Source organism: Saccharothrix carnea, assembly GCF_003014735.1.
GTDB classification, from domain to species: domain Bacteria; phylum Actinomycetota; class Actinomycetes; order Mycobacteriales; family Pseudonocardiaceae; genus Actinosynnema; species Actinosynnema carneum.
Window position 1 is genome coordinate 234,713 of record NZ_PYAX01000005.1, and the last position, 25,069, is coordinate 259,781.

Consider the following 25,069-nt stretch of genomic DNA (forward strand, 5'->3'; position numbering starts at 1 on the left):
CACGCCGTAGCCGCGGTTACACGCGACACGCCGAAGGTGTGACACACGACTTTTCCACAAACTTATCCACAGGGCTTGACCTGCGATAACTTTTGTCTGGACCCGAGTTGTACCCAGGTTGTCCACAGGTTTCCCCAGCCCTGTGGTCAGCTCGGCACACCCATCCCCAAGCTGTCCACCGAGTTGTCCACAGGTGGGTTTGCCTACGCCATCCAGGTGGCTCTAGCGTCGCTGGACCACGGGGCGTGGCGTGGCGGAGATTGTCGGACCCACGAGGTACAACAAACCGCACGGCAGCAGATTGGGGTGAGCTCACGGTGGCGCTGGTGGACGACCGGGGCATGGCCGAGCCCGGCTTCGAACGGCAGCCGCCGCAGGACCTCGCCGCCGAGCAGTCGGTGCTGGGCGGGATGCTGCTGAGCAAGGACGCGATCGCCGACGTGGTCGAGGTCCTGGCACCCAACGACTTCTACCGGCCCGCGCACCAGGCCGTGTACGACTGCATCCTCGACCTGTACGGGCGGGGCGAGCCGGCCGACCCGATCACGGTGTCCGCCGAGCTCGAACGCCGGGGCGAGCTGCTGCGCGTGGGTGGCGCGCCGTACCTGCACACCCTGATCGCGACCGTGCCGACTGCCGCCAACGCTTCTTACTACGCCGAGATCGTGGCCGAGAAGGCGGTGTTGCGGCGGTTGGTGGAGGCCGGCACGCGGATCGTCCAGCTCGGCTACAACGGTGCCGAGGGCGCCGACGTGGACGAGGTGGTCGACCGGGCGCAGGCGGCGATCTACGAGGTCACCGAGCGCCGCACCACCGAGGACTACGTGGTGCTGGAGGAACTGCTCCAGCCGACCATGGACGAGATCGACGCCATCGCCTCGCGCGGCGGCTCGTCCTTGGGCATCCCCACCGGCTTCGCCGACCTGGACGAACTGACCAACGGCCTGCACCCCGGCCAGATGATCATCGTCGCCGCCCGCCCTGGCGTTGGCAAGTCAACCCTGGGACTGGATTTCGCCAGGTCGTGCTCGGTGAAGCACGGGTTGACCAGTGCGATCTTCTCGCTGGAGATGTCGCGCACCGAGATCGTCATGCGCATGCTGTCGGCCGAGGCGCGGATTCGGCTCGGGGACATGCGCGGTGGGCGGATGAGTGATGACGACTGGACGCGGTTGGCGCGGCGGATGAGTGAGATCAGCGAGGCGCCGCTGTTCGTCGACGACTCGCCGAACCTGACCATGATGGAGATCCGGGCGAAGGCTCGGCGGTTGAAGCAGCGGCACGACCTGCGGCTGGTGGTGGTCGACTACCTCCAGCTGATGTCGTCGGGCAAGCGCACCGAGTCCCGTCAGCAGGAGGTCTCGGAGTTCTCCCGGAACCTGAAGCTGATCGCCAAGGAGCTCGAGGTGCCGGTGATCGCGATCAGCCAGCTCAACCGAGGTCCGGAACAGCGGACCGACAAGCGGCCGCAGCTGTCGGACCTGCGCGAGTCCGGTTCGCTGGAGCAGGACGCGGACATGGTGATCCTGATCAACCGCCCGGATGCGTGGGAGCGCGACGACCCCCGTGCCGGTGAGGCGGACCTGATCATCGCCAAGCACCGCGCCGGCCCGACCGCCACCATCACCGTCGCCCACCAGCTGCACTACAGCCGCTTCGCCGACCTCGCCCAGGGCTGACCGGCTCGGGGGTCGCGGTCGCCGCCTGGTGATCACCCCGTCTCGGTCGCGGTCTCGGCGAGGAACGCTTCGGCGACGTCGGTCAGTGCGGCGGGTTCCACCGCGGCGAGGGCGTCGACGGTGTCCCGCCAGTCGGCGAGCCGCAGCGCTCGGGCGATCAGCGGACGGGCGTCGGCCGGGTCGACGTGCCGCGCCACGTACCCCAGGGCACTCGCCCGGAAGCGGGGTGCCAGGTCCCGGGCGAGGGTCACGGCCTGGTGGGGGTGCCCGGTGAGGGCCAGGGCTCTGATGACCTCTCCCAACGCCCAGGCCAGTGGGGACGAGACGGTGGCCGTGCGGAGTCCGGCTTCGGCCTCGCGGGCGAGGGTCGTGGCGTGGTCGCGATCACCGGCTCGTGCCGCGGCCTTCGCCACCAAGGCCAGCTCGCGAATCCGGTCCTCCTGACCGGGAGCGGTTCTGGCGATCGTGGCGGCATCTCTGATGAGGCGCCGGGCGTGGTCGGCTTCTCCGGCCCGCCCCGCGGCCGTCGCCGCTGCCGCCAGGAATTCCGCACGCCAACTGTCGACGCCGCAGTCCCGGGCCAGGGCTTCGACGTCCCGGACCAGCACGTGCGCGTGGTGACCGGCTTCCGCCGCTGCTCGCGCTGCCGCCGCGGCCGCCCTGAGCCGACCGTACGAGTCATCGGTGATCCCCTGGACGAGGTGTCTGGCGTGGTCGATGTCGCCGGCCCGCGCCACCGCCGCGATGACCTCGGCCAGCACCGGTGCCCTGTTGAGGCGGTTGGTGATGGTGTGGGCGACATCCAGGCCGTGTGCGGTGTCCCCGGCTTGCGCCGCCGCCTCTGCCACGATCATCCGCACCCACTCGCGATCGCGCTCGTCGGTGAGGACATCGGCGAGCGCCTCGGCTTCGGTGATGAGGGCCGTGGCGCGGTCGGCGCGTCCCGACCGGGCCAACGCCCGTGCCGCCGCCGCCATCGCCTGTGCCCGCCAGCGCGGGTCGGCGGTCGTCCTGGCGAAGGTTTCGGCGTGGCGGGCGAGTTCCGCGGCGCGGTCGAGGTCTCCGGTCCGCGCGACCGCGCTCGCGGCCTCGGCCAGCGCCAGCGCCCGCTGCGGCGCGGACGTGGGGGTCCTGACCAGCATTTCGGCGTGGTGGGCCAGTTGCGCGGCGCGGTCGTGGTCGGCGGCCAGGGCCACCAGCGTGATCGTTCTCGCTTGCCGTGCGGGGTCGGCGAGTGCCCGGGCCAGGGCTTCGGCGGCGTCCAGGTCCCCGTCCCGGATCAGGGTCTCCGCTGCCCGCGCCAACACCTGGTCCTGTTCGTACGGGTCGGCAAAGGTCTGCGGCGGAGTCGGCACGGATCGGGAGCCCCTGGCCCGACCCGCCAGCACTTCCGCCAGGATCGTCCCCCGCCACGCCGCGTTGTCGACCACGGTCCGGGCCGAGGACCAGGCGTGGTCGGCGAGGTGCGTCGCGTACTCGGTGTCACGGGCGAGGGCCGCGGCCTTGACCACCGCGGCCAGCACCCACGCCTGTTGATCGGTCGGGTCGACGGCTCGTGCCGCCGCTTCGGCTTCACGGGCGATCGTCGCGGCGCGGTCGAGTTCTCCGGACCGTGCCACGGCCTCGGCCACCGCGACCAGCGCCCGTGCCCGATCACCCGGGTCGGGAACCGCGCGAGCGAGGTTCGCGGCGCGGTGGTGATCACCGGCCCAGCACACGGCTCGTGCCGCCGCCACCAGCGTGGTCGTCCGGCCGTGCTGCCCGGCTCGGTCCCGAGCCACCGCGACGGCGTCGGAGGCGAACCGCGCCGCGCGGTCGAAGTCGCCTGCCCGCGTCGCCGCCTCGGCCATCCCGGCGAGCGCCCAAGCGCGCTGGACCGGGTCGGCGATGGCACGGGCCACCGCCGCGGCGCCCCGGAAGTCCCCTGTGCGTGCTCCGGCCTCGGCCACCCACCTCAGCACCTCGGCCTGCTCGCCGGGGTCGGTGGCCTCGCCGGCGACCGCGACGGCCTGATCGAGGTCTCCGGCTCGCGCCGCCGCTTTCGCCACCTCGCGCAGCGCTTGGAAGCGCGGGAACCGTTCCGGGATGGTCCGGGCCACCGCCGTGGCGCCGCGAACGTCCCCCGCTCGTGCGCCGGCCGCCGCCACTCCGCTCAGCGCCTCTGCCCGACGGTGCTCGCCGGCAACCTCGTGCGCCAGGGCGACACCGTGATCGAGGTTCCCGCTCCGCGCCGCCGCGCCCGCCACCAGGGCCAGCGCCTTGTCGCGCTCCTGTGGATACCCGATCCCGTGGACGATCTCCTCGGCCTCACCCAGCACCTCGTCGGCACGGACCTCTTCACCGGCCGGGTGCTCGGCCAGCGCCTCGCACAGCTTCGCCATCGCCTCTACCCGGGTGAGCGGATCGGCGATGGACCGGGCCAGGGCATGGGCGCGGATCGGACGACCGAGCCGCGCCCACACGGCGGGCAGTGCGACCGGTACGTGGCGGTTGCGCTCGACCAGGCTGTCCCGACGTGCGGCGAGCAGGGTCATGTTCCGCAGGTCCGCGGGATCGTGGTCGAGCAGGGCGTCCTGGGCGGTGGTGATCTCGGCGAGGGCGGTGGTGTCCCCGCCGATGACGTCCAGCATCCGGTCGTGGCGGGCCGGGTCGAGGGCGCAGGCGATCATCCTGGTCAGGTCGCCGGTGGCGTGCAGCACGGGGAAGTAGCCGCGCAACAGGTAGTCGGGCGTGCCCGCCGGCCAGCCCTCATCGCGGTAGCGGGCGGCCCACGCGTGCAGGCGCTGCCGGTAGCCGTCCAGCCGGGACGGGCCCAGGAACGCCACGGCCGCGTTCTGCAGTTCCTCGTGGGCGAGCAGGTACACCTCGGGGCGGTCACCGGGCCGGCCCGCCCGCCGGCGGAACGTGCGCCCGGACACCGCGCGCAGCTCGTCGTCCACCTCCCACCGCGCCGACCCGGTCAGCTCGGCGAGGTCACCGCTGCCGAGCCCGCCACCGGCGGTGGCCACCAGGCCGAGCAGGTCCTGCTCGGTGGACGTGCCGCGCAGGAGCCGCTTGAGCTCGCGCTCGGCCTCGGCGCGGACCGTCGCCGCGTGGGGTGACGGGCTCAGGACCTCGACCACGCCGGGGTCGCGCAGCGGGTGGTCACCGGGCACGTCGGCGGGCAGCGGCGGTTCCGGCCGCCCCGCGACCACCACCCGCAGGCCCGCCGCCGGGTGGGCGGGCAGCAGCGCCGCGATGCTGTGCGCGTCGGGAGCGGTGGTCACGCCGCGGTCCTCGTCCAGCCCGTCCACGACCAGCACCAGGCGCTCACCGCGGTCGGCGCACCGGCGGGCGGCGTCGGCCAGCATCGACAGCAGGTGCGCGTCGCGGGTGGCCTCGGTCAAGTAGGCGGGCACCGGCTCGTGGAGCAGCTCGGCGAGCTGCTCCAGCAGCACGTCGGTGAACGCGACCCGGTCGCTCTGCCCCGCGTAGCGGGCGGTGACGAAGAACGACACCACCCGCACCCCCGCCGGTGGGTGCAGCACGAACCAGGCCAGCAGCGCCGACTTGCCCGCCCAGGCCCGCGCACGCCACCACAGGTAGGCCCGGCCGTCCGGCGCGGTGCAGAACTCGCTCAGCCGCGCCAGTTCCCGCTCGCGGTCGCGCAACGACTCCGGGGCGATCCGGCGCACCTGCTCCCGGTAGGCCGACCGCGGCACCCGGTCACCCGAGACGATGGTGACGTTCCCGACGATGTGGCCGGCCTGCACCACCACCCCGCCGACCGCCGGGCCCGTGGTGGTGTTGTGGACCTCGGGCGTGTCTGTCACGACGACCACTCTGGCGCACGGCCACCGACCGCAGAAGGCCCGACCGCGGCACCGGTTACCGGTTGCCCAGCGCGAGCAGCAGCACGCGCAGGTCCGGCTCGGCCGACATCAGGCCGGGCAGTTCGTCGTCGTGCTCGCGGAACGCGTAGCGGGTCAGCATGCGCACGCCGGACTCGGTCAGGACCCAGAAGCGCTCGCCGCCGCCGAACTTGCGCTCCTGCTCGGCGGCGCCCACCCGGCGCAGTTCCGACCACCCGCGCTGATCGGTGCACTCCTTCAGGCTGATCATCCGCACCAGGCCGTCCGCCGACCGCCGCTTGAGCGGCTTGATCATCACGTCCAGGCGGGTGCACCCGCGCGCGAGCCGGGCCGCGTCGTCGGTCGCCTTGGGGAACTCGGTGCCTTCCGTGTTCAGCTGGAGCACCGACTCGTCGTAGTCGCACTGCCTGGCGTTGACGCAGTAGGTCAGCGAGCCCGACCCGCTGAGGCGGCGCAACGTCCAGCCCTGGAGGTCCAGCTGCTGGACGACGACGTCGGCCAGCAGCGTGTCGCACAGGGACTTCCCACCCAGCAGCCCGGACAGGCACGCCGACCGCACGGCCGGGCTCTCACCCGCGCACTCGTCCTCCACCCGGGCCAGGGCGATCGCCAGCACGTTGCGCCTGAGCAACGGGTACTCGCCGGTCGCCCTGGACCACCCGCGCGCGATGTCGTCGAGGCCCAGCATGCGGGCCAGGTACTCGACCGTCATGTCGTCGAGCTTGGTGCCGCGCAGGTCACCGGTCACGGAGCCGAAGCCGAGGCGCCGCCAGTCCTCGGAGATCGCCTTGGCGGCGAACAACAACAGGAACTCCGTGTACTTGAACACGACCATCCCGTCCGCGGTGCGGGTGAGCAGCGCGTGCGGGTTCAGGATCATGGCCGCCTTCGGCTCGGCGACGTCGATGCCCAGGTGCTCCAGCGCGGAGTGCTCGTTGAGGTCGCCCAGCAGGTGCGTCCAGTGCGCGAAGTCGGTCAGCACCGCCATCTGCTCCTTGGAGTCGACGCCGAGGCGTTCCTCGTCCCGCACGCAGAGCAGCTCCAACAGCGCCAGCAGGACGTTCGTCCGGGACGACGCCACGGCGACGTCCAGCTCGTCCTTCAGGTTCACGTAGTACGCCAGCAGCAGGAACAGCGGGATGCCCTGCGCCTTCGAGGACTGCAGCGCCTTGAGCACCTCGTCCGCCCGGTCGGGGTCGGCGCCGTTCTTCAGCAGCAGCTCGCGCCCGCCGGCCGGTTCCATCGGTTCGATCGTCGCGATCTCGCCGCTGTCGAAGATCGTACCGATCGTGCGGGTGGAGTTCAGGTGGCCGAGCCGGCTGGACACCGCCAGCCGGGCACCGTCGTCCACGGCCCGCCGCAGTTCGCGCAACCCCTCTTCGAGCTTCGCGCGGGAGATCATCAACTCGTCGGTGCCGTCGAGCAGCAGGATCAACCGCTGCCTGCGCAGCAGTTCCAGCAGGAAGCGACCGCTGTCCAGCCGGTTCAGCGCGGGCAGGTCGTCCTCGTCGGACGGGCGCGAGAGGTAGTGCGCGATCGCGTCGAGCGACAGGGTGCGCAAGCCCCGCAGCGGAACTCTGAGGGCCACCGGCGGGTAGGTGTGCGCTCGCTGGGCGACCGCCGACTCGTAGAACACCGCGTAACGCCACTCGTGCCACTTCAGCAGTTCGCTCTTGCCCAATCCGGCGTCCGCGAGGATCGCCAGCGCCGAGCCGCTCGCGCTCAGCGCCCGCTCCAGGAGCCTGTTGTCCGGGACCCGCTCGCCGCCGAGCTTGAGGTACTGCTTGACGTGGCGGTCGGGCGCGGTGAGTTCGGGCGCGACGAAACCCTCGAAGTTGTCCGCCGTCTCGGCGTCGCGCCGCGCGCGGACCGCCGCGGTGGACGCGTCCCACAGGATGTCGATGAAGTGCGTGATCCGGTTCACCCGCGGTTCCCTGCCCGCGGCGCGCATGGCCTCCTCGACGCGCTCGACCTCCTTCGCCGGGGTGAGGTCGGGGACGAGGATCCTGGTCGGGCGCACCTGGGCGATCTCGGTGCCGGTGAGCGCGATCGCCTCGCCCGCCATCCACACGTGCTTGATGTTGTCGAGCGTCGGCTCGACCGCGCGGATGGTGAACCGGGTCGCGTCACAACGCCAGCCCCGAGCCTGCAGGAGGCTCCGGACGCTCTCCGCCAGGACCGAGGTGTACGCCATCGCTAGTCACCTTCGATCGCGCGGAGCAGCACGGGCGGCAGGCTCAGGTGCCGCAGGTTGGCCCGGCACCAGTCGGCCACCGCCGGGTGGGTCCGGACGTGGTGCGCCAGTGCCTGGATCACCGTCTCGTCGCGTTCGGCCGCGACGCAGCGGCTGACGATGTAGTTCGCCTCGGCGATCGAGTAGCGGGCCGCCAGCGTGACCGACGCGAGCAGGCTCAACTCCCGCGTCGCGCCGTCCGGGGATATGCCGAGGACGTCCTCGATGAAACGCAGGCTCGTCATCACGTAGTCGAGTGCCAGCGGTTCTTCGAGGAAGGAAACGTACGATTCCAGCACGGGCAGCATCGCCGGCGCGTGGTGCGCGAGCAGTGCCTGGAGCAGGACGTACGGCAATCGGGGCAGCGTGCGCGTCGCCAGTTGGAAGTCGTCCCGGTGTTCGAGCAGGAACTGCGCCAACTGGCGGGTGCTCTCCAGGTCCGCGGACTCGTTCTCGATCAGCGCCTGGATCAGGCCGAGCGCCGTGTCCACCGGGCGCTGCAACGACGTCGGGTGGTCGATGACCAACCGGAAATCATCGTGGAACTCCTCCGCCGTCCGATAGCGGTGGTCGGCGTTGACCGCGGTCGCGGTGCGCACGCAGTATTCGAGCCGGCGGGTCAGCGGGGAATCGGGCACGGCGACGGTCGCGAGCACGTACGCCAGGATCTGGCCCAGGCTGTAGATGTCCGCCCGGTGGTCGACGCCGCCGAAGTCGGTCCACTGCTCCGGCGCCGCCCACCCCGGCGTGCCCGCGCCGAGGCGTGACGCGGTCCTGAACGAGGCGTCCCTGGTGAAGGCACGGCCGAGACCGAAGTCGGCGACCCGTGCGTACCGGCGCCCGCCGCCGTTCCCGGCGAAGACCAGGACGTTCTCCGGCTTGAGGTCGCGGTGCAGCACCCGGTTGCGGTGGGCGAAGGCCACTCCGGTCAACGCGTCGCCGAACAGCGCGAGGGCGTCGGACTCGCCCAGGATCGGCAACACCTCGGCCATGTTCCCTTCGGCCAACGGCGCGGCGTACCAGGGATTGGCCATGTCCAGGCTGTGGTCGAGGACCGGCAGGATGTTGCGGTGGTTCAACTGGCTCTGCAGTCGCACCTCGCGGCTGAATCGCACTCGATCCTCGTCGTCCATGAGCGCGAGCGGGATCTTGATGACCACCGGTCGGTCCGGGTCGTGCTTCTCGCGCGCCTCCCACACCGAGCCGAAACCACCGCTCGCTATTTTCCTGATCGGCAGGTATTGCGCCGGGAAATCATCGGGCATGAGCGCCGCCTCCACCAATGACACGGGCACGCGCGCATTACTCGGCCCGGCCCGGAGAATCGCGAACCAGTCGGAGCAGCGGCTGACTTACCCTACTTTCGGCGGGTCGGCACGGATGGTTACAGCCCTCACCCGAATGCACTAGCACCCGCTGCCCCGGCTCTGCGCTCGCGGTGGGGGATCACCGGTTCGGCGGGTTGTGGGTCATTCCCGCACCCGAGAACTGCGCCTACGATCGAAAGATGCCACCCGACGCGGCGCGGCGCAGCGACCGTTCGAGGCGGGCGATCCTCGTGGCCGCGCTGGAGTTGGTCGAGGCGCTCGGCTACTCGCGGTTGACCATCGAGGCGGTGGCGGCGCGGGCCGGGGTCGGCAAGCAGACGATCTACCGGTGGTGGCCGTCGAAGGGGCCGCTGCTGTTCGACGCCTTCGTGGAGTTCGGGCCGGTGGGGACCGACGAGTTACCGAGTGGGGTGCTGGCCGTCGACCTCGCGCGCGAGTTGCGGGCGGCGGTCGAGGAGTTGGCCGAGCGGCGGTTCGACCAGGTGTGCCGACTCCTGGTGCACGAGGAGCGCACGGACCTGGTGACGTTGCTGCTGATGCCGCGCCGGATGGCGTTGGAGGAGCGGTTGCGGGCGGCGCAGCGGTTGGGCGAGGTGCGGGCCGATGTGGACCTGTCGGCGGCGGTGGAACTGCTGCTGGCTCCCGTCCACCAGCGGTGGTTCCTGCGGACCGCGCCGCTGACCGGGGAGTTCGCCGACGCCCTGGTCGACCTCGTGCTCCGCGCGCTGAGGACGTGACCATGATCGGTACTGTTCGTCGATCATGGGGTACGCCGTGGTCGACGTGGAGACGACCGGCTTCGCCGCGCGCGGTTCGGACCGGGTGGTCGAGGTGGCCGTCGTCGGGCTGGACGACGCGGGCCGGGTGACCGACGAGTGGTGCACCCTGCTCAATCCCGGGCGCGACCTCGGGCCGCAGCACGTGCACCGGATCCGCGCCGCCGACGTGTGGCACGCGCCCACGTTCGCGCGGGCCGCCGGCGCGATCGCGGCTCGCCTCGCCGAACGGGTGATCGTCGCGCACAACCTGTCGTTCGACGCCCGGTTCCTGACCGCCGAGTTCGCCCGCGCCGGGGTCGACCTCCCGGTGACGGGCCTGTGCACGATGCGCCTGGCCGACCGGTACCTGCCGAACCTGGCCGGCCGGTCGCTGCGGGCGTGCTGCGAAGCGGCCGGGGTGGTGCTCGACTCGGCGCACTCCGCGTTGCACGACGCCCGCGCCACGGCCCGGCTGTTCGCCCACTACCTGCGTTCCGGCGTGCCGGCGGCCGAGCCCGCGCCACGGCTGCCGCTGCCCGACGACGTGGCCGAGGTCCGGCGCGGCGCGGCCACGCGGGTGTACCGGCGGCCGGAACTGGTGACGTTGGTGCGCGGTGACCTGGTCGTGTTCACCGGCCGGACGCACGCGCCGCGCGAGGAGTGGGTGGACCGGGCGGCGTCGGCCGGGCTGGTCAGCCAGGGCTACGTGACCAGGTCGACCCGCCTGGTCGTGGCCGCCGACCCGTTCACGCTGTCGAGCAAGGCGCGGCGGGCGCGGGCGTACCGGGTGCCGATCGTGTCCGAGGAGGACTTCGCCGGGATGCTGGCCCTGCTGGGCGTTACACCGCCGGCCAAAGATCACCGGACCGGGTGGCGCCAGTCCTATTGAAAAGCCCGCCGGCCGCGGGGAGGCTCTTCACGGACAGGCCCCTGCCTCAGCGGAAGGCACGAGTCCCATGAGTACCGTGCAGACAACGGCTTCCCGGGCGGTGTGGGACGAGTTCGTCTCGCAGCTGCCGGTCGGGGTACTGCTCCAGGACGAGAACGGCGTGGTGCTCGCCGCGAACCCGATGGCCACGGCGCTGCTCGGTGACGCCCGCGCCCGCGACGACTCCGGGGCGCCGCTGCCCAGTTGCGCCGAACTGGCCGCGCAGGTGCTGCGCACCGGCTCACCCCTGACGATCCCGATGGTGCTGCCGCACGCCCAGGTGTGGGCCGAGTACTACCCGATCGTGCTGCGCGGGCAGGTGCTGGTGCTGCTGCGGCCGGTGCAGGCGGACGTGCCGCACAGCGCCGGGCTGCTCGACGCGCTGACCGGGCTGCCGGGCCGGGCGCTGCTGCTCGACCGGCTGGACCAGGCGTTGGTCCGGGCACGCACCCAGGGCACGCTGGCGTCCCTGGTCCTGGCGGACGTGCACCGGATGGCGGCGGTGAACGCGGCGTACGGCTTCAAGCGCGGCGACGAGCTGCTGACCGTGCTGGCGAAGCGGCTGCGGCAGGGTTTACGGGCCGACTACACCGTCGCGCGGTACGGCGGCGACTCGTTCGCCGTGGTCGCGGAGCACCCGAACGGCAGCGGCGAGGCGATCGCGGCCCGGGTGCGCGAGCTGGCCGGACGGGCGGTGCGGCTCGGCGGCGAACGCGTGCGCACCGGCGTCCGCGTGTGCTGGGTGACCAGCGACGGCGAAGCGCCGGTGCACTCGGTGATCGCGCACGTGGCAGACCGCCTGCGTCACTGAAGCCCGCGGAGAACGGACCGGGCCCCCGGCACGTGAGGTGCCGAGGGCCCGGTCGCGGGGGGTGTGGAGCGGGGTAGGTCAGATGCGCGGCAGCACGGTGGTGACCTCGTGCGCGTTGAACAGGCTGCGCGCGTCCATGTCCGCCAGGGCCGGGGCCTGGGTGTCGGTGAACCGGGTCGGGCCGACGCCACCCTGCATCGGGTTGACGTTCAGGCCGCTCAGCGACAGCGGCGGCAGCGCCGGGGACTCGCTGCGCGGCTGCGCCACACCGGGCACCGGCAGCACGAACGGCAGGCCGGCCGGCGCCGCGACGGGCAGCGACGACACGGCGCGACCGCCCTGGGTGAGGCCCTGCAGCGGCAGGTTGTCCACGACGGGGATCCCCTGCGTGGTGACGAGGTCGCCGACCACCGGCAGGGTGCCGCCGAACGAGCGCTCGTCCGAGTCGGTCCGCACCGAACGGGTCAGCACCGCGCCGAGCGGCAGCGTGCCGAGGGCGGCACGCGCCCCTTCACCGACAGCCGGCAGCCCGTGCTGGACCTGGTCGACGTCACCGAGCCGCGGCAGCTGGTCGGTCAGGTCGGACACCGCGCCCAGCTTGGGCAGCTGACGGGTCGGCAGCTCGGCCTGCGACAGCGCGCCGGCCGGGCCGGCGAGCGACGGCGGCTTGGCCTGCGACAGCGCGCCGACCGGGCCGGCCAGCGACGGCGGCTTGGCCTGCGACAGCGCGCCGACGATCATGTCCGGCCTCGGCGCCGCCGGCTTCGGCAGGTCGGGCTTCGGGACCGCCCTGGACAGCAGCGCGCCACCCGGCATCGGGAGCTGGGTGAGGCCCTGGATCGGCAGGCCGCGCAGGTCGTCGATGCCCGGCGTGCTCAGCGGCACGGTGTACTGCGACAACCGGCTCAGCAGGCCCAGGCTCGGCAGTTCGGTCGCCCGCAGCAGGCTGTCGACGCCGGCCGGGAGCTGGATGCCCCGGTTCGGCTCGGTGACCTCGGTGTCGTCGCCCCGGTCGTCACCGGTGCGGACGTCGTTGCGGTCCTGGGCGTTCGCGGTGGCCGTGCCGAGCACGTCCACCGGGACGCCGACCAGGCGGGCGAACGCCTCGGCCGGCGCCTCGACGTCGTGCGCGCTGACCGGGCCGTGGCCCTCGGTGGTGGTGACGCCACCGGAGTGGCTGGTCGACCGGCTGCCGGTCGCGGCGTCCGCGAGACCGGCCACGGTCACCGCGTCACCGTGCACCGACGGCGTGACACCGGCGGGCGCGGTGACCAGGTTGCCCGACCACGCGCTGTCCTCGGCGGAGGTCAGGTGCTCGCCACCGGCGATCAGGCCGGTCTTGTTGTCGGTCTGGGAGTAGCCGTTGCCCGCCGCGGTCACGGCGTCGCCGAACAGCTGCAGCGGGATCGACGGCTGGGCGCCGACGCCGTTGCCGGAGAACGAACCGTCGTCACCGGAGGTCTGCACGTCGCCGCCCGAGTGCGAGCCGAACTCGTTGCGGCTCTCCGACTCGACGTTGCTGCCCGCGCCGACCGCGCTGCCGAACACCTGCGGCGACGACGCCTCGGGCAACGACAGCACGTTGCCCGACAGCGAGCCCTCGTCACCGGTGGTGGTGGCGGCGCCGCCGGAGCGGGAGTCGAGCCTGCTGTCGGTCTCGGACGAGCCGTTGCCGACCGCGACGACGGAGTCGCCGAAGACCTGGGCCGGGTTGGACGTCGGCACGTGCACGATGTTGCCGGAGGCGGAACCGTGCTTGCCGTTGGCCTTGGGCGGGTTGGCGAGGTCGATCCGGGTGTCGCTGTCGGTCTTCGACGTCGGGTTGGCGACCGCGCCACCCGAGTTGCCGAACACCTGGCCGCCCAGGGCGGTCGGTGCGGACACGACGTTGCTGGACACGGTGCCGTTGTCGTCCACGCTGGTCGCCACCCGGCCGGAACGCACGTACTTGTCCTCGTCGGCCCGGGCGGTGGGCGTGCCCGCCGCGCCGAAGCCGTTGCCGAACGCCTCGGCGGGCAGGCCGAGCGGCACCTGGCCGACGTTGCCGGAGCCGACCGCGTCGTTGCCGGTCGTGCCGTTGTAGCCGCCGGACTCCGCGCTGACGTCGTTGCCGCACTCGGCCTCGGCGATACCGCCGCCGGTCAGGCCGTTGCCGCACAGGTCGGCCGCGCCGGCCGGCGGCAGGTTCGCCGAGTTGGCCGACAGCACGGAGCGGTCGCCGTTGGTGTAGGTGTCGCCGCCGGTGACCGCGGTGGCCTCGTTGGCGTGCCGGGCCGAGGTGTTGCCCACGCCGGACAGCGCGTTGCCCGCGCCGGAGACCGGCAGGGCGACCGGGGTGTCGGCGAAGTTGCCGGACAGCACCGAGTCCTGGCCCGCGGTGTAGCTGTGGCCGCCCGCCTCGGCGTCGTGGGCCATCGCGTTGGTGACCCGCGCGTTGCCCGCGCCCGCCAGCGTGTTGTCGCCGGCGGCGACGGGGCCCGCGAACGCGGGCTGCGCCACGTTGCCCGCGAGGGTGCCGCCGTTGCCGGAGGTGGCCGACCACATCGGGAGGTCGGTCCGGTCGCGGTTGGTGGTGCCCGCGTCGGAGGACGCCCGGTTCTCGGTGACGGTCTCCGCGTTGCCCGCGGCACCGACGCCGTTGCCGGTGACCGCGACGACCGGTGCGAGCGGCGTGCCCAGGACGTTGCCGCCGCCGGTGCTGCGGTCGCCGGTGGTGCTCAGCGAGCCGGCGGCCTGCGCGTCGTTGGACGACGTGGCCTCGCTGTAGGCGTTGCCGCCCGCGGCGACCGCGTTGTTGGTCACCTGCGCGGGCAGCGCGCCCTGGACGGCGGCGATGTTGCCCGACAGCGAGCCGTCCTGGCCCGAGGTCTTGACGTTGTCGCCGGCGGTCGCGCGCTGGTAGGAGATCGCGCGGGACTCGGCGTTGGCCAGGGCGGCGACCGCGTTGCCGTTGACCTGGGGCGAGACGGCGGCGGCGCCGTGCGCCACGTTGCCGGCCAGGGTGCCGTACGAGCCGTCGCTCCTGATCTCGCCCGTGCTGCTCGCGGACTGGACGCAGACGCCGTCGCTGTAGGCGTCGCCGCCCGCCGCGATCGCGTTGCCGCAGGCGCTGACCGGCACGACGACATCGGCGTCGGCGGTGTTGCCGCGGGTCAGGGCTGACGTGTCGACGCCGGTCAGCCGCTCCCGCGCGGTGCGGACCAGCGGGTTGGCGGGGCCGGTGAGCTCCCGGATCGGCCGGTCCGCCGCGGACGGCGTGCCGATCTCGTGGTGGACGGCCGGCAGGTCGTGGTTGCCGACCGGGGTGCCCAGGTTGTTGTGGTCGACGTCGACCGGGACGCGCACCTTCGCGTCGAGCGGGTTCGGTTTCGCGTCGGGGTTGACGTTCTCCTGGGCTGAAGCGATGCCCGTGCCGAGCATCAGCAAACCACCCGTGACAAGTGCGGTCTTCAGACCACGCTTGGCCCAGGTTTGCATGGGATCTCCTTCTTCCGGTTTCCCTGGCGGGAGGTGAAGGGTGGTCGGACGCGGCTACCGCGTCGGAGACGACGACCACCCGGGTCATCAGAGGGGGTGGGAAGCGCGGCGTCTCGACCGGTTCGTGAGCGCACGCGAGGCGGCGCGACGGTCGATTACCGGGTCGGCTCGACGATGAGCCGCCGCGGACCGCGCGCTGGGGTCAGTCGGGCGTGGTGCCGGGCTGCTTGCCCGGCACCACGGTGTTCCGCTCGGTGGCGGGGAACAGAGCCCGGGCCACCGCGGAGTCGATGCGGTCGGCGGACACGACCGAGAACGGGCCGTTGCCGCCGCCGGAGGAACCGGAACCGTCGCCACCGCAGGAGCAGTGGACCGGCGCGCCGAGCGGCGCGAACGGCATCGACGGCAGTCCGGACGGGTCTCCCGGCAGGGAGGGCCCGTTGGTGTCGGGCAGCGCGGTGACCGGCTGCCGCGGTTCGTCCAGCCACGCGAGGCTGAGCTTGCCGAACACCCCGTGCACCACCGGGGTGCCGGCGGGAACCGGCACGGCGGCGGCGGCCGGGGTGGTCTCGGTGACGCGCTGCGTCACGGTCCCGCCGACCACGTCGACGGGCGCCGGTGCGGACGCGCGGTGCTGGAACCAGCCGCGCACGCCCCCGACGGTGTCGCGGATGTCCTCCGCGACCCCGCGCAGGCGGGGCGGGCTCGACTCGGGCACCCGCTGGGTGCGCAGCGCCGTGTCGAGGTCTTGCACGGCCTGACCGACCGCGGTCGCGCCGACCGGGGCCAGCGCGGCCTCGACCGCGCCCTCCGCCGCACGGGGCGACAGCGAGCCGGGCACGACTTCGGCGACCGGGTCGACCAGGGTCGTCTCCGCGGCGGCCGGCGAGGCGGACAGCGCCCAGGCCGCGGCGGTGCCGGCCAGCGTGCCGCCGACGACCAGCAGGGCGCGGGAGAGCAGCCGCCGAACGCGGCTCGCCCCCGTTCCCACTCGCTGGTCAACGCGCGACATCGCTGGAACCTCCGTCGAAAGCACTGGGATTCGCCGGCACCGCGATCGAGGTGATCAAGCCGACGACGTGAGAGTGCCAGGGCGGACCCGCGCCGCGCACGTCCTCTACACATGGTTCGCCGGATCGTGTGACGAACACTCTGTGTTTTCGAGTGTGACGATGGGTAGTCAGGGGCGCTTGAGCACCCTGGCCGCGCCGGCGGCGGCCGTGGACGCCAGGATCCAGCCGACCGCGATGAGCGTGCTGGAGATCCACTGCGAGGCGCCGCTGAACTTCCACTTGCCGTCCTGGCCGAGGTCCACGATCGGGATCAGCAGGTCCATCGACAGCAGCCAGGCGTTCCAGGACGGCGACTCGTCCTCGTTGAGCTTCGGCATCTCGTGACCCAGGAACCAGCCCGAACCGGCCAGCCAGAACGCGGCCAGCCAGGCGATCGCGAGCCAGGGCCGGTAGCCGTAGCCGACCGTCCAGCGCTGCAGGAAACCCCAGACCCGGCCCGCCACCCCGAGTTCGGAGTAGCGCCGGTGCTGCTTCTCCAGCTGCACGAGCTGCGCCAGCTCCTCCTCGCCGCCGTCGCGGTAGACGGCGGCCAGCTGCTCGTACGGGCCGGGCGCGAAGTCCGGCTGCACCTCCCGCAGCCAGCGCAGCCGGGTGCGCACGTCGACGTGCGGCGTGGACGAGATCGAGCGGAACGTGAAGTCCTCGACGTCGACACCGCCGGTGGCGGCCCACAGCCCCGGCCCGTCCAGCACGGTCGTCGCGGCGACCCGGGTCAGCAGTACCCGGCCGACCGGGGTCCGGTCCTCCGAGAGCCGCAGCACGAGCTGGCTCACCGTGAGCCCGTAGGCGTTCAGCGCGATGTCGCTGCCCGGACCGCCCAGCCGGGCGCCCGCGAACGTGGCCATCTTGCCGACCTCGGCCAGCCGGATCCGCACGCCGCCCGCGGCGGTGAAGCCGTGGCTGCACAGGAAGTCCTTGCCGACGGTGGCCACCCGGGCGTCCAGCGACGGCTTCACCGTGCCGTCCGGGCGGCGGCGCGGCGAGAGCAGGGACGCGCCGGAGCAGTCGAGGGTGGAGCCGATCTCGGCGTTCTGCAGGCGCAGCGAGCCCTGGGCGCGCAGGTCGCGGAGGAACAGCGTGCCGCCGACCCGCAGCCGGTCGGCGAACAGCACGTCGATGCCGGGTCCGTGCAGCTCGACGCCGGACAGCGACGCGCTTCCCCGCACGTGCGCGTCCACCAGGCGCACCTGGCCGTAGGCCCGCAGCGCCGCGTCGCGTTCGCCGTCGCCGTGGATGCCGCCGTTGACCACGCCACGCGCTTCGAGGTCGCCCTGCACCTGGATGCCGTCCGCGTGCAGGGCGACCGGGATGCGCTGGACGACCTCGCCGGTGTGGTCGGCCAGCTCGTCCACCACCTCGCGGCGGCCGATCACCGCGCCGGACAGCCGCAGGTAGCCGCCGATGTCGGCGTTGGGCAGGCGGACCGTGCCGGAGGACGTGAAGCCGTCGTCCAGCTCGACGTTGCCCTCCACCCGCATCCGGTCGGCGACGAGCGCGGCGGCCTCGTCGGCGGTGCCGCGCGGGATCACCAAAACCGGGCGGTCGACCACGCTGGCGTGCAGGCGGGCACCGGAGAACACGACGCTGCCGCCGACCCGGGCGCCGTCGAGCAGGATGCGGCCCTCGGCGGTGAACCGGCCGCCTTCGGCGTCGCAGAACAGGGTGCCCGCGATCGTGACGCCGGTGGCGTCGAGGGCGTTCTGGCCCGCGTTGAGCAGGCGGGCGCCGCCGAGGTGCACGTTGCCGCCGACGTTCGCGCCGCGCAGCCGCACCTCGCCGCCCGCGCGCAGCGCGATGGCCTGCAGCGAGCCGGACAGGCGGATGCGGGCGGCGAGCAGGGCGTGGTCGCCGCCGCCGCCCCGCAGCACGGCGCCGGCCAGCCGGAACGTGCCGTCGACCGAGGCGTCGGTCAGGTCGACCACGCCGTCGCTGGTGAAACCCGCCTCCAGCACCAGGTCGCTGCCGACGCGCAGGTTGCGGCCCCACAGGCCGGGCACCTTGCAGCCGCGCATCCGCAGGCCGACCAGGCGGGCCATGCGCAGGTCCGGCGGCCGTTCGAAGGTGCAGTCGAGGAAGTCGACCACGTGCTCGACCTGCGTGCCCTCCAGCGCGAACGAGCCGACGACGTTCGCGCCGACCAGCCTCAGCGCGGCGCCGCGGGCGCCCTCGGTCAGCAGGGCCGACAGCAGTTCACCGCGGACCGTGCGGTCCCGCTTGGGCGTCCTCGGGTCGAACCGCAGCCGCCGCCCGGCGGTGAAGGCGGCGCGTACGGCGTCCTCGACGGTCTCCTCGGCGCTCACGCCTGCGATCCGATCATCCGCGGCGCCGGTTCCGCCGGCGTTTGACCGAATCCGAAACGTGGGGTTCGACATGCACGCGGCCGGGTTCGACCGACCCACCCGCGGCGGTGGGGCGGACTACCGTGATCGGCGTGACGGGGAGTGATTCGAAGATCAGCGACAGGGTGCCGGGGCTGCTCCGCGTGACCGCGGCGTTGAGCTGGCGGTTCGTGGCCGTGGTCGCCGCGCTGTACGTGGTGTTCCACGTGGTCGGGTTCCTGGCCACCATCGTCATCCCGACCGGCGTGGCGCTGCTGCTGGCCGCACTGCTGTCGCCCGCGGTGTCGCAGCTGACCAGGGCGGGCATCCCGCGCGGGCTGGCCACCGGGGTGGTGCTCGTCGGCGGCATCGCGGTGGTCGGCGGTGTGCTCACGTTCGTCATCACCGAGTTCTCCAAGGGCCTGCCCGACTTGCAGGAGCAGGTCAGCGCGAGCCTGGACACGATCCGCGGCTGGCTCAAGGACGGACCGCTGCACCTGAGCGACCTCCAGCTCCAGCAGTACCTCGACCGCGTGGTCGAGACGGTCAAGGAGAACCAGACCGAGATCACCTCCGGCGCGCTCACCACGGCGGCCACCGTGGGCGAGCTGCTGACCGGGCTGATCCTCGCGCTGTTCACGCTCATCTTCTTCCTGCACGACGGCGACGGCATCTGGCGGTTCCTGATCCGGATCGTGCCGCGCGACGTGCGCGGCCGGGCCGACGTGGCGGGTCGGCGCGGGTTCGCCTCGCTCGTGTCGTACGTGCGGGCGACCGCGCTGGTGGCCGTGGTGGACGCGGTCGGCGTCGGCATCGGCCTGTGGATCGTGGACGTGCCGCTGGTGGTGCCGCTGTCGGCGCTGGTGTTCCTCGGCGCGTTCATCCCGATCGTCGGCGCGGTGATCACCGGTGCGGTGGCGGTGCTGGTGGCGCTGGTGGCCAACGGGCCCATCCAGGCGTTGATCATTTTGGCCGTGCTGATCGGCGTGATGCAGTTGGAGAGCCACGTGCTGCAGCCGCTGCTGCTGGGGCGCGCGGTGAAGCTGCACCCGTTGGCCGTGGTGCTGGCGATCACGACCGGGTTGGTGGTCGGCGGCATCGCGGGCGCGCTGCTGTCCGTGCCGCTGCTGGCGGTGCTGAACTCGGGGATCAGGTCGTTGCTGTCGGAGTCGGACAAGGACGTGTCGCCGCGCGAGGTCGACGTGCTGGAGCCCCAAGAAAGCGGGCCGGTCGACACTGGTGGAGAACGCGTGCCCGACGACGGAGTCGTCAATCAGATACAGGACGCTCTTTCGGATGACACTGACGGCGAGGGTCCGACCGCCGAGCACAGCGGCCGGAAGTAGGGTCACGCCATCTCCACCAGGTTGCGGCCGTAGCCCTTGGCGGCGAGCAGGGCGGAGTCGGCGGCCACCAGCAGGTCCGGCAGCTCGTAGCCGAACCTCTGGGTGGTCGCCACGCCGATGCTCACGGTCAGCCCGGTGAGCAGGTGCTCCCGGCCGTCCGTGCCGACGGTGGGCACGGCCAGGTCGGCGATCGCGTGCCGCACGCGTTGGGCCACGGAACGGGCGACGGCCGGTTCGGCGTCCGGCAGCAGCACCACGAACTCCTCGCCGCCGAAGCGGCCGACCAGGTCACCGCGCCGGACCGTGCCGGTGAGCAGCAGGGCCACCGCGCTGAGCGCCGAGTCGCCCGCCAGGTGGCCGACCTCGTCGTTGACCCGCTTGAAGTGGTCGAGGTCGAGCAGCATCACGGCCATCGGCCGGTCGCGCTCCCGTGCCTTCGACAGCTCGTAGCGGGCGCGGCTGTCCCAGTGCACGGCGTTGGCCAGGCCGGTCTTCGCGTCACGCTGGGCGGAACGCCGCCACTGCGGCAACTGGGCCGCCCGTTCCAGCAGGGCCAGCGGCGGTCCGGCCATCAGCGCGTGGACCGGGGTGGTGATGGCGGCGAAGCCCATCAGGCCGCCGATGCTCACCGCGACGATGCCCAGCACCACGTCGATGGGCTCGCCGATGACCTCTTCACCGGACGCGCGCGGGCTGCGCAGCTTCAGGCCCAGGGCGATCAGGCCCGCCCGGAGCAGCAGCAGCACGGTCGCGCCGAGCACCATGACCACCAGGTCGGTCCTCGGCTCGGCCCAGCCGATGGCGTAACGGGTGGCGAACACGGCCAGCGTGGTCGCGGACAGGGTGAACACCCAGCGGTGCGACTCGGGGCGCTGGGTCAGCACGCCGTGCAGCGCGGGCCCGAAGAGCAGCAGGACGAGCAGGTTGCACGGCAGCGCGACCAGACCCGCGGTGAGGTAGCACAGGTGGGCGGCCCACGGGTTGCGCGCCGCCTCGCCCACCCGGTGGCTGTAGATCGAGCTGCCGATGATCACCGCACCCGCGGTGCCCGCGATGACCGCGAACCGGCCGATCTCACCCGACGTGGGCTGCGGAGACGTCACGATCGAGTAGACGACGACCGCCAGCGCGAGGGCGTCCACCAGCAGCCAGTAGGCCAGCGCGGAACGCCGCAGCGTCCACAGTGGCCAGTGGCGCACGCTCGGCCCTCCCTCGCCGCAGCAGCCCACGGACGTGATCTTCACCCCCGGAGGCAATCAGACTCCGCGAGATCACGCTCGGTGACTCCCGTCAGCTTTCCACAGGTGTCGGTATCGGAACAGACGGCCACCTGGGGGTTAGCTGCGCCACTCCGACACGGCAAGATGAGGGCGAAGGGAGCACACCGTGCACACAAAGCCGGCCGACCAGGGGACAGCGGCCATGGAAGACCCGGTCGCGCACCTCTGGCGGGGAACAGCAGCGCTACGCGTAGTGACGCTCCTGTTCGCTTTCGGCAACGTGATCGTCGAGCGCGACGATTACGAGCGACCGTGGCTGGCGTGGGTGACGATCGCGGCGATGGTCCTGTGGTCGGTGTTCACCATCCAGGCCTACAGCCGGGAGAGCGGTCGCCGGACGTGGGTCGTGGTGGTCGACGTGGCGATCACGTGCGGGCTGATGTCCCTCTCGCCGCTGATCATGACCGACGCCCAGTTCCTGTTCGACGTCCCGCTGATCACCACGATCTGGGCGGCGTGCCCGCCGGTGGCGGCCGGTGCGCTGGGCGGTCAGGTGGCGGGCGCGGTGTCCGGGTTCGTGGTCGGGTTGAGCACCTACCTCAACCGCGGCGGCCTCACCGTCGACCTGGTGCGCGACGTGGTGCTGCTGGCGGGCGCCGGGCTCGTGGTCGGCATGGCGTCGTCCACGGCGCGCCGCTCGGCGGTGCGGCTGGCGCAGGCGTTGCGGACCGAGGCGGCCACGGCCGAGCGCGAGCGGCTGGCGCGGTCCATTCACGACGGTGTGCTCCAGGTGCTGGCACGCGTGCGCAAGCGCGGCACGGAACTCGGCGGCGAGGCGGCGGAACTGGCCGAGCTGGCCGGTGAGCAGGAAGTGGCGTTGCGGTCCCTGGTGGCCGCCGCGCCGACCGAGTCCACCGTGGACGGCGACGCGGACCTGCGGCCTGCGCTGCAGCTGCTGGCCACGTCCCGGTTCCAGGTGTCCACGCCGGCCACGCAGGTGATGCTGCCCGCCGCGACGGCGTTCGAGCTGACCGCCGTGGTGCGCGAGGCGTTGTCCAACGTGGACAAGCACGCAGGACCGGACGCGCGGGCGTGGGTGCTGCTGGAAGACCTCGGCGACGAGGTCGTGATCAGTGTCCGCGACGACGGCCCCGGCATCCCCGAGGGCAGGCTCGCGTCCGCCGAGGCGGAGGGGCGGATGGGCGTCGCCCAGTCCATCCGGGGCCGGGTGGAGGCGCTGCGTGGGACCCTCGAGCTGCAGACGGGGCCGGGGGAGGGCACCGAATGGGAGGTGCGGGTCTACAGATGAGCGTGTCCGTGATGGTGGTGGACGACCACCCGCTGTGGCGCGACGGTGTCGCGCGTGACCTGTCCGAGCGCGGTTTCGAGGTGGTCGCGACCGCCGGTGACGCCGCCTCGGCGGTGCGGATCGCCCGCGCGGTGCGGCCGGACGTGGTGCTGATGGACCTCAACCTCGGCGAGACGACGGGTGTCGAGGCCACCACGATGATCACCGGGTCGCTGGAGGGAACCCGGGTGCTGGTGCTGTCCGCGAGCGGCGAGCACAGCGACGTGCTGGAGGCGGTGAAGGCGGGCGCGTCCGGTTACCTGGTGAAGTCGGCGTCGGCCGAGGAGCTGGTGGAGGCGGTGAACCGGACCGCGGCGGGTGACGCGGTGTTCACCGCGGGGCTGGCCGGGCTGGTGCTCGGCGAGTACCGGCGGATGGCCGCCACGCCGGACGACGACAAGCCGCAGCTCACCGAGCGCGAGACCGAGGTGCTGAGGCTGGTGGCGAAGGGGCTGACGGCGCGGCAGATCGCGAACCGGCTCGTCATCTCGCACCGCACCGTCGAGAACCACGTGCAGTCCACCCTGCGCAAGCTGCAGCTGCACAACCGCGTCGAGCTGGCGCGGTACGCGATCGAGCACGGGCTCGACGTCGAACCGGAGGGCTGAGCGATGACCGACCCCAAGCAGTTCCGGGTGTCCGACGCCGAGCGCGAGCACGTCGTCGGCCTGTTGCAGAAGGCGATCGGCCGGGGCCTGATCACGCTGGACGAGTTCACCGAGCGCACCGACACCGCGCTGGCCGCGCGCACCCGCGGCGAGCTGAACGCGGTGCTGCTCGACCTGCCCGGCATGGTGCACGACGAGCAGGTCCTCGCCGTGCCGGCGGACCGGCAGGAGCTCAAGTCCACCATGTCGACGGTCAACCGCAAGGGCAACTGGGCGGTGCCGCGGCAGCTCGTCGTGCGCAACCGGATGGGCACGACGGACCTGGACTTCCGCGACGCCTCGATCCCGCACGCGGTGGTGGACATCGAGCTGGACGTGACCGCCGGGTCGGTGAAGCTGGTGCTGCCGGAGGGCGCGACGGTCAACGCCGACGGCGTGGAGCTGGCGGCGAGCAACCTGAAGGACAAGGTGGGCACGGGCCTGAACGGCCAACCGCACTTCGTCGTGCACGGCCAGGTGCGCGCGGGCAACGTGGAGATCAAGAAAAAGAAGAAGGGCCGCTGGCTGCGGCACGCGTGACGCCGTCGTGCGGTCCGGCCGCCCGACGACGAGGATCGTGTCGTGCACTGCCTCGTCACCGGCGCGACCGGCTACCTCGGCGGACGGCTCGTGCCCCGGCTGCTCGCCGCGGGCCACCGGGTCAGGTGCCTGGTCCGCGACCCGCGCAAGCTGCGGGACGTGCCGTGGGCCGGGCAGGTCGAGGTGGTGCGCGGCGACGTGCTGGACCCGGCGTCGCTGGAGGCGGCGGTGCGCGATGTCGACGTCGTGCACTACCTGGTCCACTCGTTGAGCGACCCGGACTTCGCCGACGCGGATCGCCGTGCGGCGGAGAACACGGCACGCGCGGCGGCCGACGCGGGTGTGCGGCGGATCGTCTACCTGGGCGGGCTGCACCCGCCGGGGGTGGCGCTGTCGCCGCACCTGGCCTCGCGCAGGCAGGTGGGCGAGGTGTTCCTGCGCGGCCCGGTGCCCGCGGTGGTGCTGCAGGCGGCGGTGGTCATCGGGTCCGGGTCGGCGAGCTTCGAGATGCTGCGCTACCTCACCGAGCGGCTGCCGGTCATGGTCACGCCCCGCTGGGTGCGCAACCGGGTCCAGCCGATCGCGGTGCGGGACGTGCTGCGGTACCTGGTCGACGCGGTGGGGCTGCCCGCCGACGTCAACCGGGCGTTCGACATCGGCGGCCCGGACGTGCTGACCTACCTGGACATGATGCTGAGGTACGCGCGGGTGGCCGGGCTGCGCCGGCGCCGCGTCCTGCCGGTGCCGGTGCTCACGCCCCACCTGTCCGCCCACTGGGTCAACCTGGTCACGCCGGTGCCTCGGTCGATCGCCTCGCCGTTGATCGAGTCCCTGGTGCACGAGGTGGTGTGCCGGGAGCACGACATCGAGACCTACCTGCCGGGGGAGAACACCGGGTACGACCGGGCGGTGGCCCTCGCGCTGGCCAAGGTGCGCGACGCGGACGTGGAGACGCGCTGGTCGGGCGCGTCGGTGCCGGGCGCGCCCGCCGACCCGCTGCCCACCGACCCCGAGTGGTCCGGCGGCTCGTCCTACGTCGACGTGCGGGAACGGCGGACCGCCGCGTCACCGGAGCGGCTGTGGCAGGTGGTGGAGGGCATCGGCGGCGAGCACGGCTGGTACTCGTTCCCCCTGGCCTGGGCGGTGCGCGGCTGGCTGGACCGGCTGGTCGGCGGGGTCGGGCTGCGGCGCGGGCGGCGTGATCCGAGGCGGTTGCACGTGGGCGAGGCGCTGGACTTCTGGCGGGTCGAGGAGCTCGACCGGGGACGGCTGCTGCGGCTGCGGGCGGAGATGCGGGTGCCGGGCCTGGCCTGGTTGGAGCTGCGGGTCGCGGCGGCGGACGGCGGGTCGGTGTACCGGCAGCGGGCGGTGTTCGTGCCGCGCGGGCTGGCCGGGCACGTGTACTGGTGGCTGGTGTGGCCGTTCCACGGCGTGGTGTTCGGCGGCATGGCCCGCAACATCGCCAATGAAGCTGAACTAACGAGTGAATTCAGAAAGTCCTGATGGACTGCA

At 72.7% G+C, this 25,069-nt stretch carries 16 protein-coding genes; 9 read left to right on the forward strand and 7 right to left on the reverse strand.

Going from position 1 to position 25,069, the window contains the following annotated elements:
• The first annotated feature begins 317 nt into the window (after positions 1 to 317).
• Entirely contained in the window at positions 318 to 1,679 is a 1,362-nt protein-coding gene (dnaB, locus tag B0I31_RS15945) for a replicative DNA helicase (protein WP_073897890.1), read from the forward strand.
• A 32-nt stretch (positions 1,680 to 1,711) separates the two neighbouring features.
• Here dnaB and B0I31_RS15950 read toward each other — a convergent pair whose 3' ends face one another.
• Genes B0I31_RS15950 through B0I31_RS15960 form a run of 3 tightly spaced genes read right to left on the reverse strand, consistent with a single transcriptional unit; the run spans position 1,712 to position 9,058 of the window.
• Positions 1,712 to 5,491, reverse strand: coding sequence for a P-loop domain-containing protein (locus B0I31_RS15950; RefSeq protein WP_146173859.1), 3,780 nt, complete (start codon positions 5,489 to 5,491; stop codon positions 1,712 to 1,714).
• 55 nt (positions 5,492 to 5,546) lie between these two features.
• On the reverse strand, positions 5,547 to 7,724 hold the full coding sequence (locus B0I31_RS15955) for an NACHT domain-containing protein (RefSeq protein WP_106616180.1): 2,178 nt from the start codon (positions 7,722 to 7,724) through the stop codon (positions 5,547 to 5,549).
• A 2-nt stretch (positions 7,725 to 7,726) separates the two neighbouring features.
• On the reverse strand, positions 7,727 to 9,058 hold the full coding sequence (locus tag B0I31_RS15960; protein WP_146173860.1) for a serine/threonine-protein kinase: 1,332 nt from the start codon (positions 9,056 to 9,058) through the stop codon (positions 7,727 to 7,729).
• Positions 9,059 to 9,270: 212 nt separating this feature from the next.
• Between B0I31_RS15960 and B0I31_RS15965 the strand changes: the two genes are divergently transcribed.
• The 3 genes from B0I31_RS15965 (at position 9,271) to B0I31_RS15975 (ending at position 11,588) form a co-directional block, all read left to right on the forward strand.
• Positions 9,271 to 9,828: a TetR/AcrR family transcriptional regulator gene (locus tag B0I31_RS15965; RefSeq protein ID WP_106616182.1), complete on the forward strand. Its 558-nt coding sequence runs from the start codon at positions 9,271 to 9,273 to the stop codon at positions 9,826 to 9,828.
• Between the two features lie 25 nt (positions 9,829 to 9,853).
• Entirely contained in the window at positions 9,854 to 10,738 is an 885-nt protein-coding gene (locus tag B0I31_RS15970) for an exonuclease domain-containing protein (RefSeq protein WP_106616183.1), read from the forward strand.
• 67 nt (positions 10,739 to 10,805) lie between these two features.
• Entirely contained in the window at positions 10,806 to 11,588 is a 783-nt protein-coding gene (locus B0I31_RS15975; protein WP_106616184.1) for a sensor domain-containing diguanylate cyclase, read from the forward strand.
• 78 nt (positions 11,589 to 11,666) lie between these two features.
• Here B0I31_RS15975 and B0I31_RS15980 read toward each other — a convergent pair whose 3' ends face one another.
• From B0I31_RS15980 to B0I31_RS15990, 3 genes are all read right to left on the reverse strand, one after another.
• Positions 11,667 to 15,065 carry a beta strand repeat-containing protein gene (locus tag B0I31_RS15980; RefSeq protein ID WP_146173861.1) on the reverse strand — a complete coding sequence of 1,133 codons (3,399 nt, stop codon included), beginning with the start codon at positions 15,063 to 15,065 and terminating at the stop codon, positions 11,667 to 11,669.
• A 202-nt stretch (positions 15,066 to 15,267) separates the two neighbouring features.
• Complete coding sequence (locus B0I31_RS15985) at positions 15,268 to 16,077, reverse strand: hypothetical protein (protein WP_146173862.1); 810 nt, start codon at positions 16,075 to 16,077, stop codon at positions 15,268 to 15,270.
• A 168-nt stretch (positions 16,078 to 16,245) separates the two neighbouring features.
• Positions 16,246 to 18,438 (reverse strand): translocation/assembly module TamB domain-containing protein, encoded by a 2,193-nt coding sequence (locus B0I31_RS15990; RefSeq protein WP_106616187.1) that lies wholly within the window; start codon positions 18,436 to 18,438, stop codon positions 16,246 to 16,248.
• 131 nt (positions 18,439 to 18,569) lie between these two features.
• On the opposite strand from B0I31_RS15990, the gene B0I31_RS15995 reads away from it, so the two are divergent.
• Complete coding sequence (locus B0I31_RS15995) at positions 18,570 to 19,802, forward strand: AI-2E family transporter (RefSeq protein ID WP_106616558.1); 1,233 nt, start codon at positions 18,570 to 18,572, stop codon at positions 19,800 to 19,802.
• A 2-nt stretch (positions 19,803 to 19,804) separates the two neighbouring features.
• Here the strand turns inward: B0I31_RS15995 and B0I31_RS16000 are convergent, their stop codons facing one another.
• Complete coding sequence (locus tag B0I31_RS16000; protein ID WP_106616559.1) at positions 19,805 to 21,001, reverse strand: GGDEF domain-containing protein; 1,197 nt, start codon at positions 20,999 to 21,001, stop codon at positions 19,805 to 19,807.
• Between the two features lie 223 nt (positions 21,002 to 21,224).
• On the opposite strand from B0I31_RS16000, the gene macS reads away from it, so the two are divergent.
• The 4 genes from macS to B0I31_RS16020 are packed head-to-tail and all read left to right on the forward strand — an operon-like array spanning position 21,225 to position 25,060.
• A complete protein-coding gene (macS, locus tag B0I31_RS16005) occupies positions 21,225 to 22,331 on the forward strand; it encodes a MacS family sensor histidine kinase (RefSeq protein ID WP_106616188.1) in 1,107 nt (368 codons plus the stop codon).
• The gene (locus tag B0I31_RS16010) at positions 22,328 to 22,978 is read left to right on the forward strand and encodes a response regulator (protein WP_073897864.1); all 651 of its coding nucleotides are present in this window, start codon (positions 22,328 to 22,330) and stop codon (positions 22,976 to 22,978) included. Before macS ends, B0I31_RS16010 begins: the two co-directional genes overlap by 4 nt.
• 3 nt (positions 22,979 to 22,981) lie before the next feature.
• Positions 22,982 to 23,557 carry a DUF1707 SHOCT-like domain-containing protein gene (locus tag B0I31_RS16015; protein WP_106616189.1) on the forward strand — a complete coding sequence of 192 codons (576 nt, stop codon included), beginning with the start codon at positions 22,982 to 22,984 and terminating at the stop codon, positions 23,555 to 23,557.
• A 42-nt stretch (positions 23,558 to 23,599) separates the two neighbouring features.
• Positions 23,600 to 25,060, forward strand: a complete 1,461-nt coding sequence (locus B0I31_RS16020) for an SDR family oxidoreductase (RefSeq protein WP_106616190.1) — start codon at positions 23,600 to 23,602, stop codon at positions 25,058 to 25,060.
• Positions 25,061 to 25,069 lie beyond the last annotated feature (9 nt).

Coding starts and splice junctions, on each gene's coding strand:
- B0I31_RS15955 (WP_106616180.1), bottom strand. CDS start 7,724: ATGGCGTACACCTCGGTCCTGGCGGAGAGCGTCCGGAGCCTCCTGCAG.
- B0I31_RS15980 (WP_146173861.1), bottom strand. CDS start 15,065: ATGCAAACCTGGGCCAAGCGTGGTCTGAAGACCGCACTTGTCACGGGT.
- macS (WP_106616188.1), top strand. CDS start 21,225: ATGGAAGACCCGGTCGCGCACCTCTGGCGGGGAACAGCAGCGCTACGC.
- B0I31_RS16015 (WP_106616189.1), top strand. CDS start 22,982: ATGACCGACCCCAAGCAGTTCCGGGTGTCCGACGCCGAGCGCGAGCAC.
- B0I31_RS16010 (WP_073897864.1), top strand. CDS start 22,328: ATGAGCGTGTCCGTGATGGTGGTGGACGACCACCCGCTGTGGCGCGAC.
- B0I31_RS15970 (WP_106616183.1), top strand. CDS start 9,854: ATGGGGTACGCCGTGGTCGACGTGGAGACGACCGGCTTCGCCGCGCGC.
- B0I31_RS15975 (WP_106616184.1), top strand. CDS start 10,806: ATGAGTACCGTGCAGACAACGGCTTCCCGGGCGGTGTGGGACGAGTTC.
- B0I31_RS15985 (WP_146173862.1), bottom strand. CDS start 16,077: ATGTCGCGCGTTGACCAGCGAGTGGGAACGGGGGCGAGCCGCGTTCGG.
- B0I31_RS15965 (WP_106616182.1), top strand. CDS start 9,271: ATGCCACCCGACGCGGCGCGGCGCAGCGACCGTTCGAGGCGGGCGATC.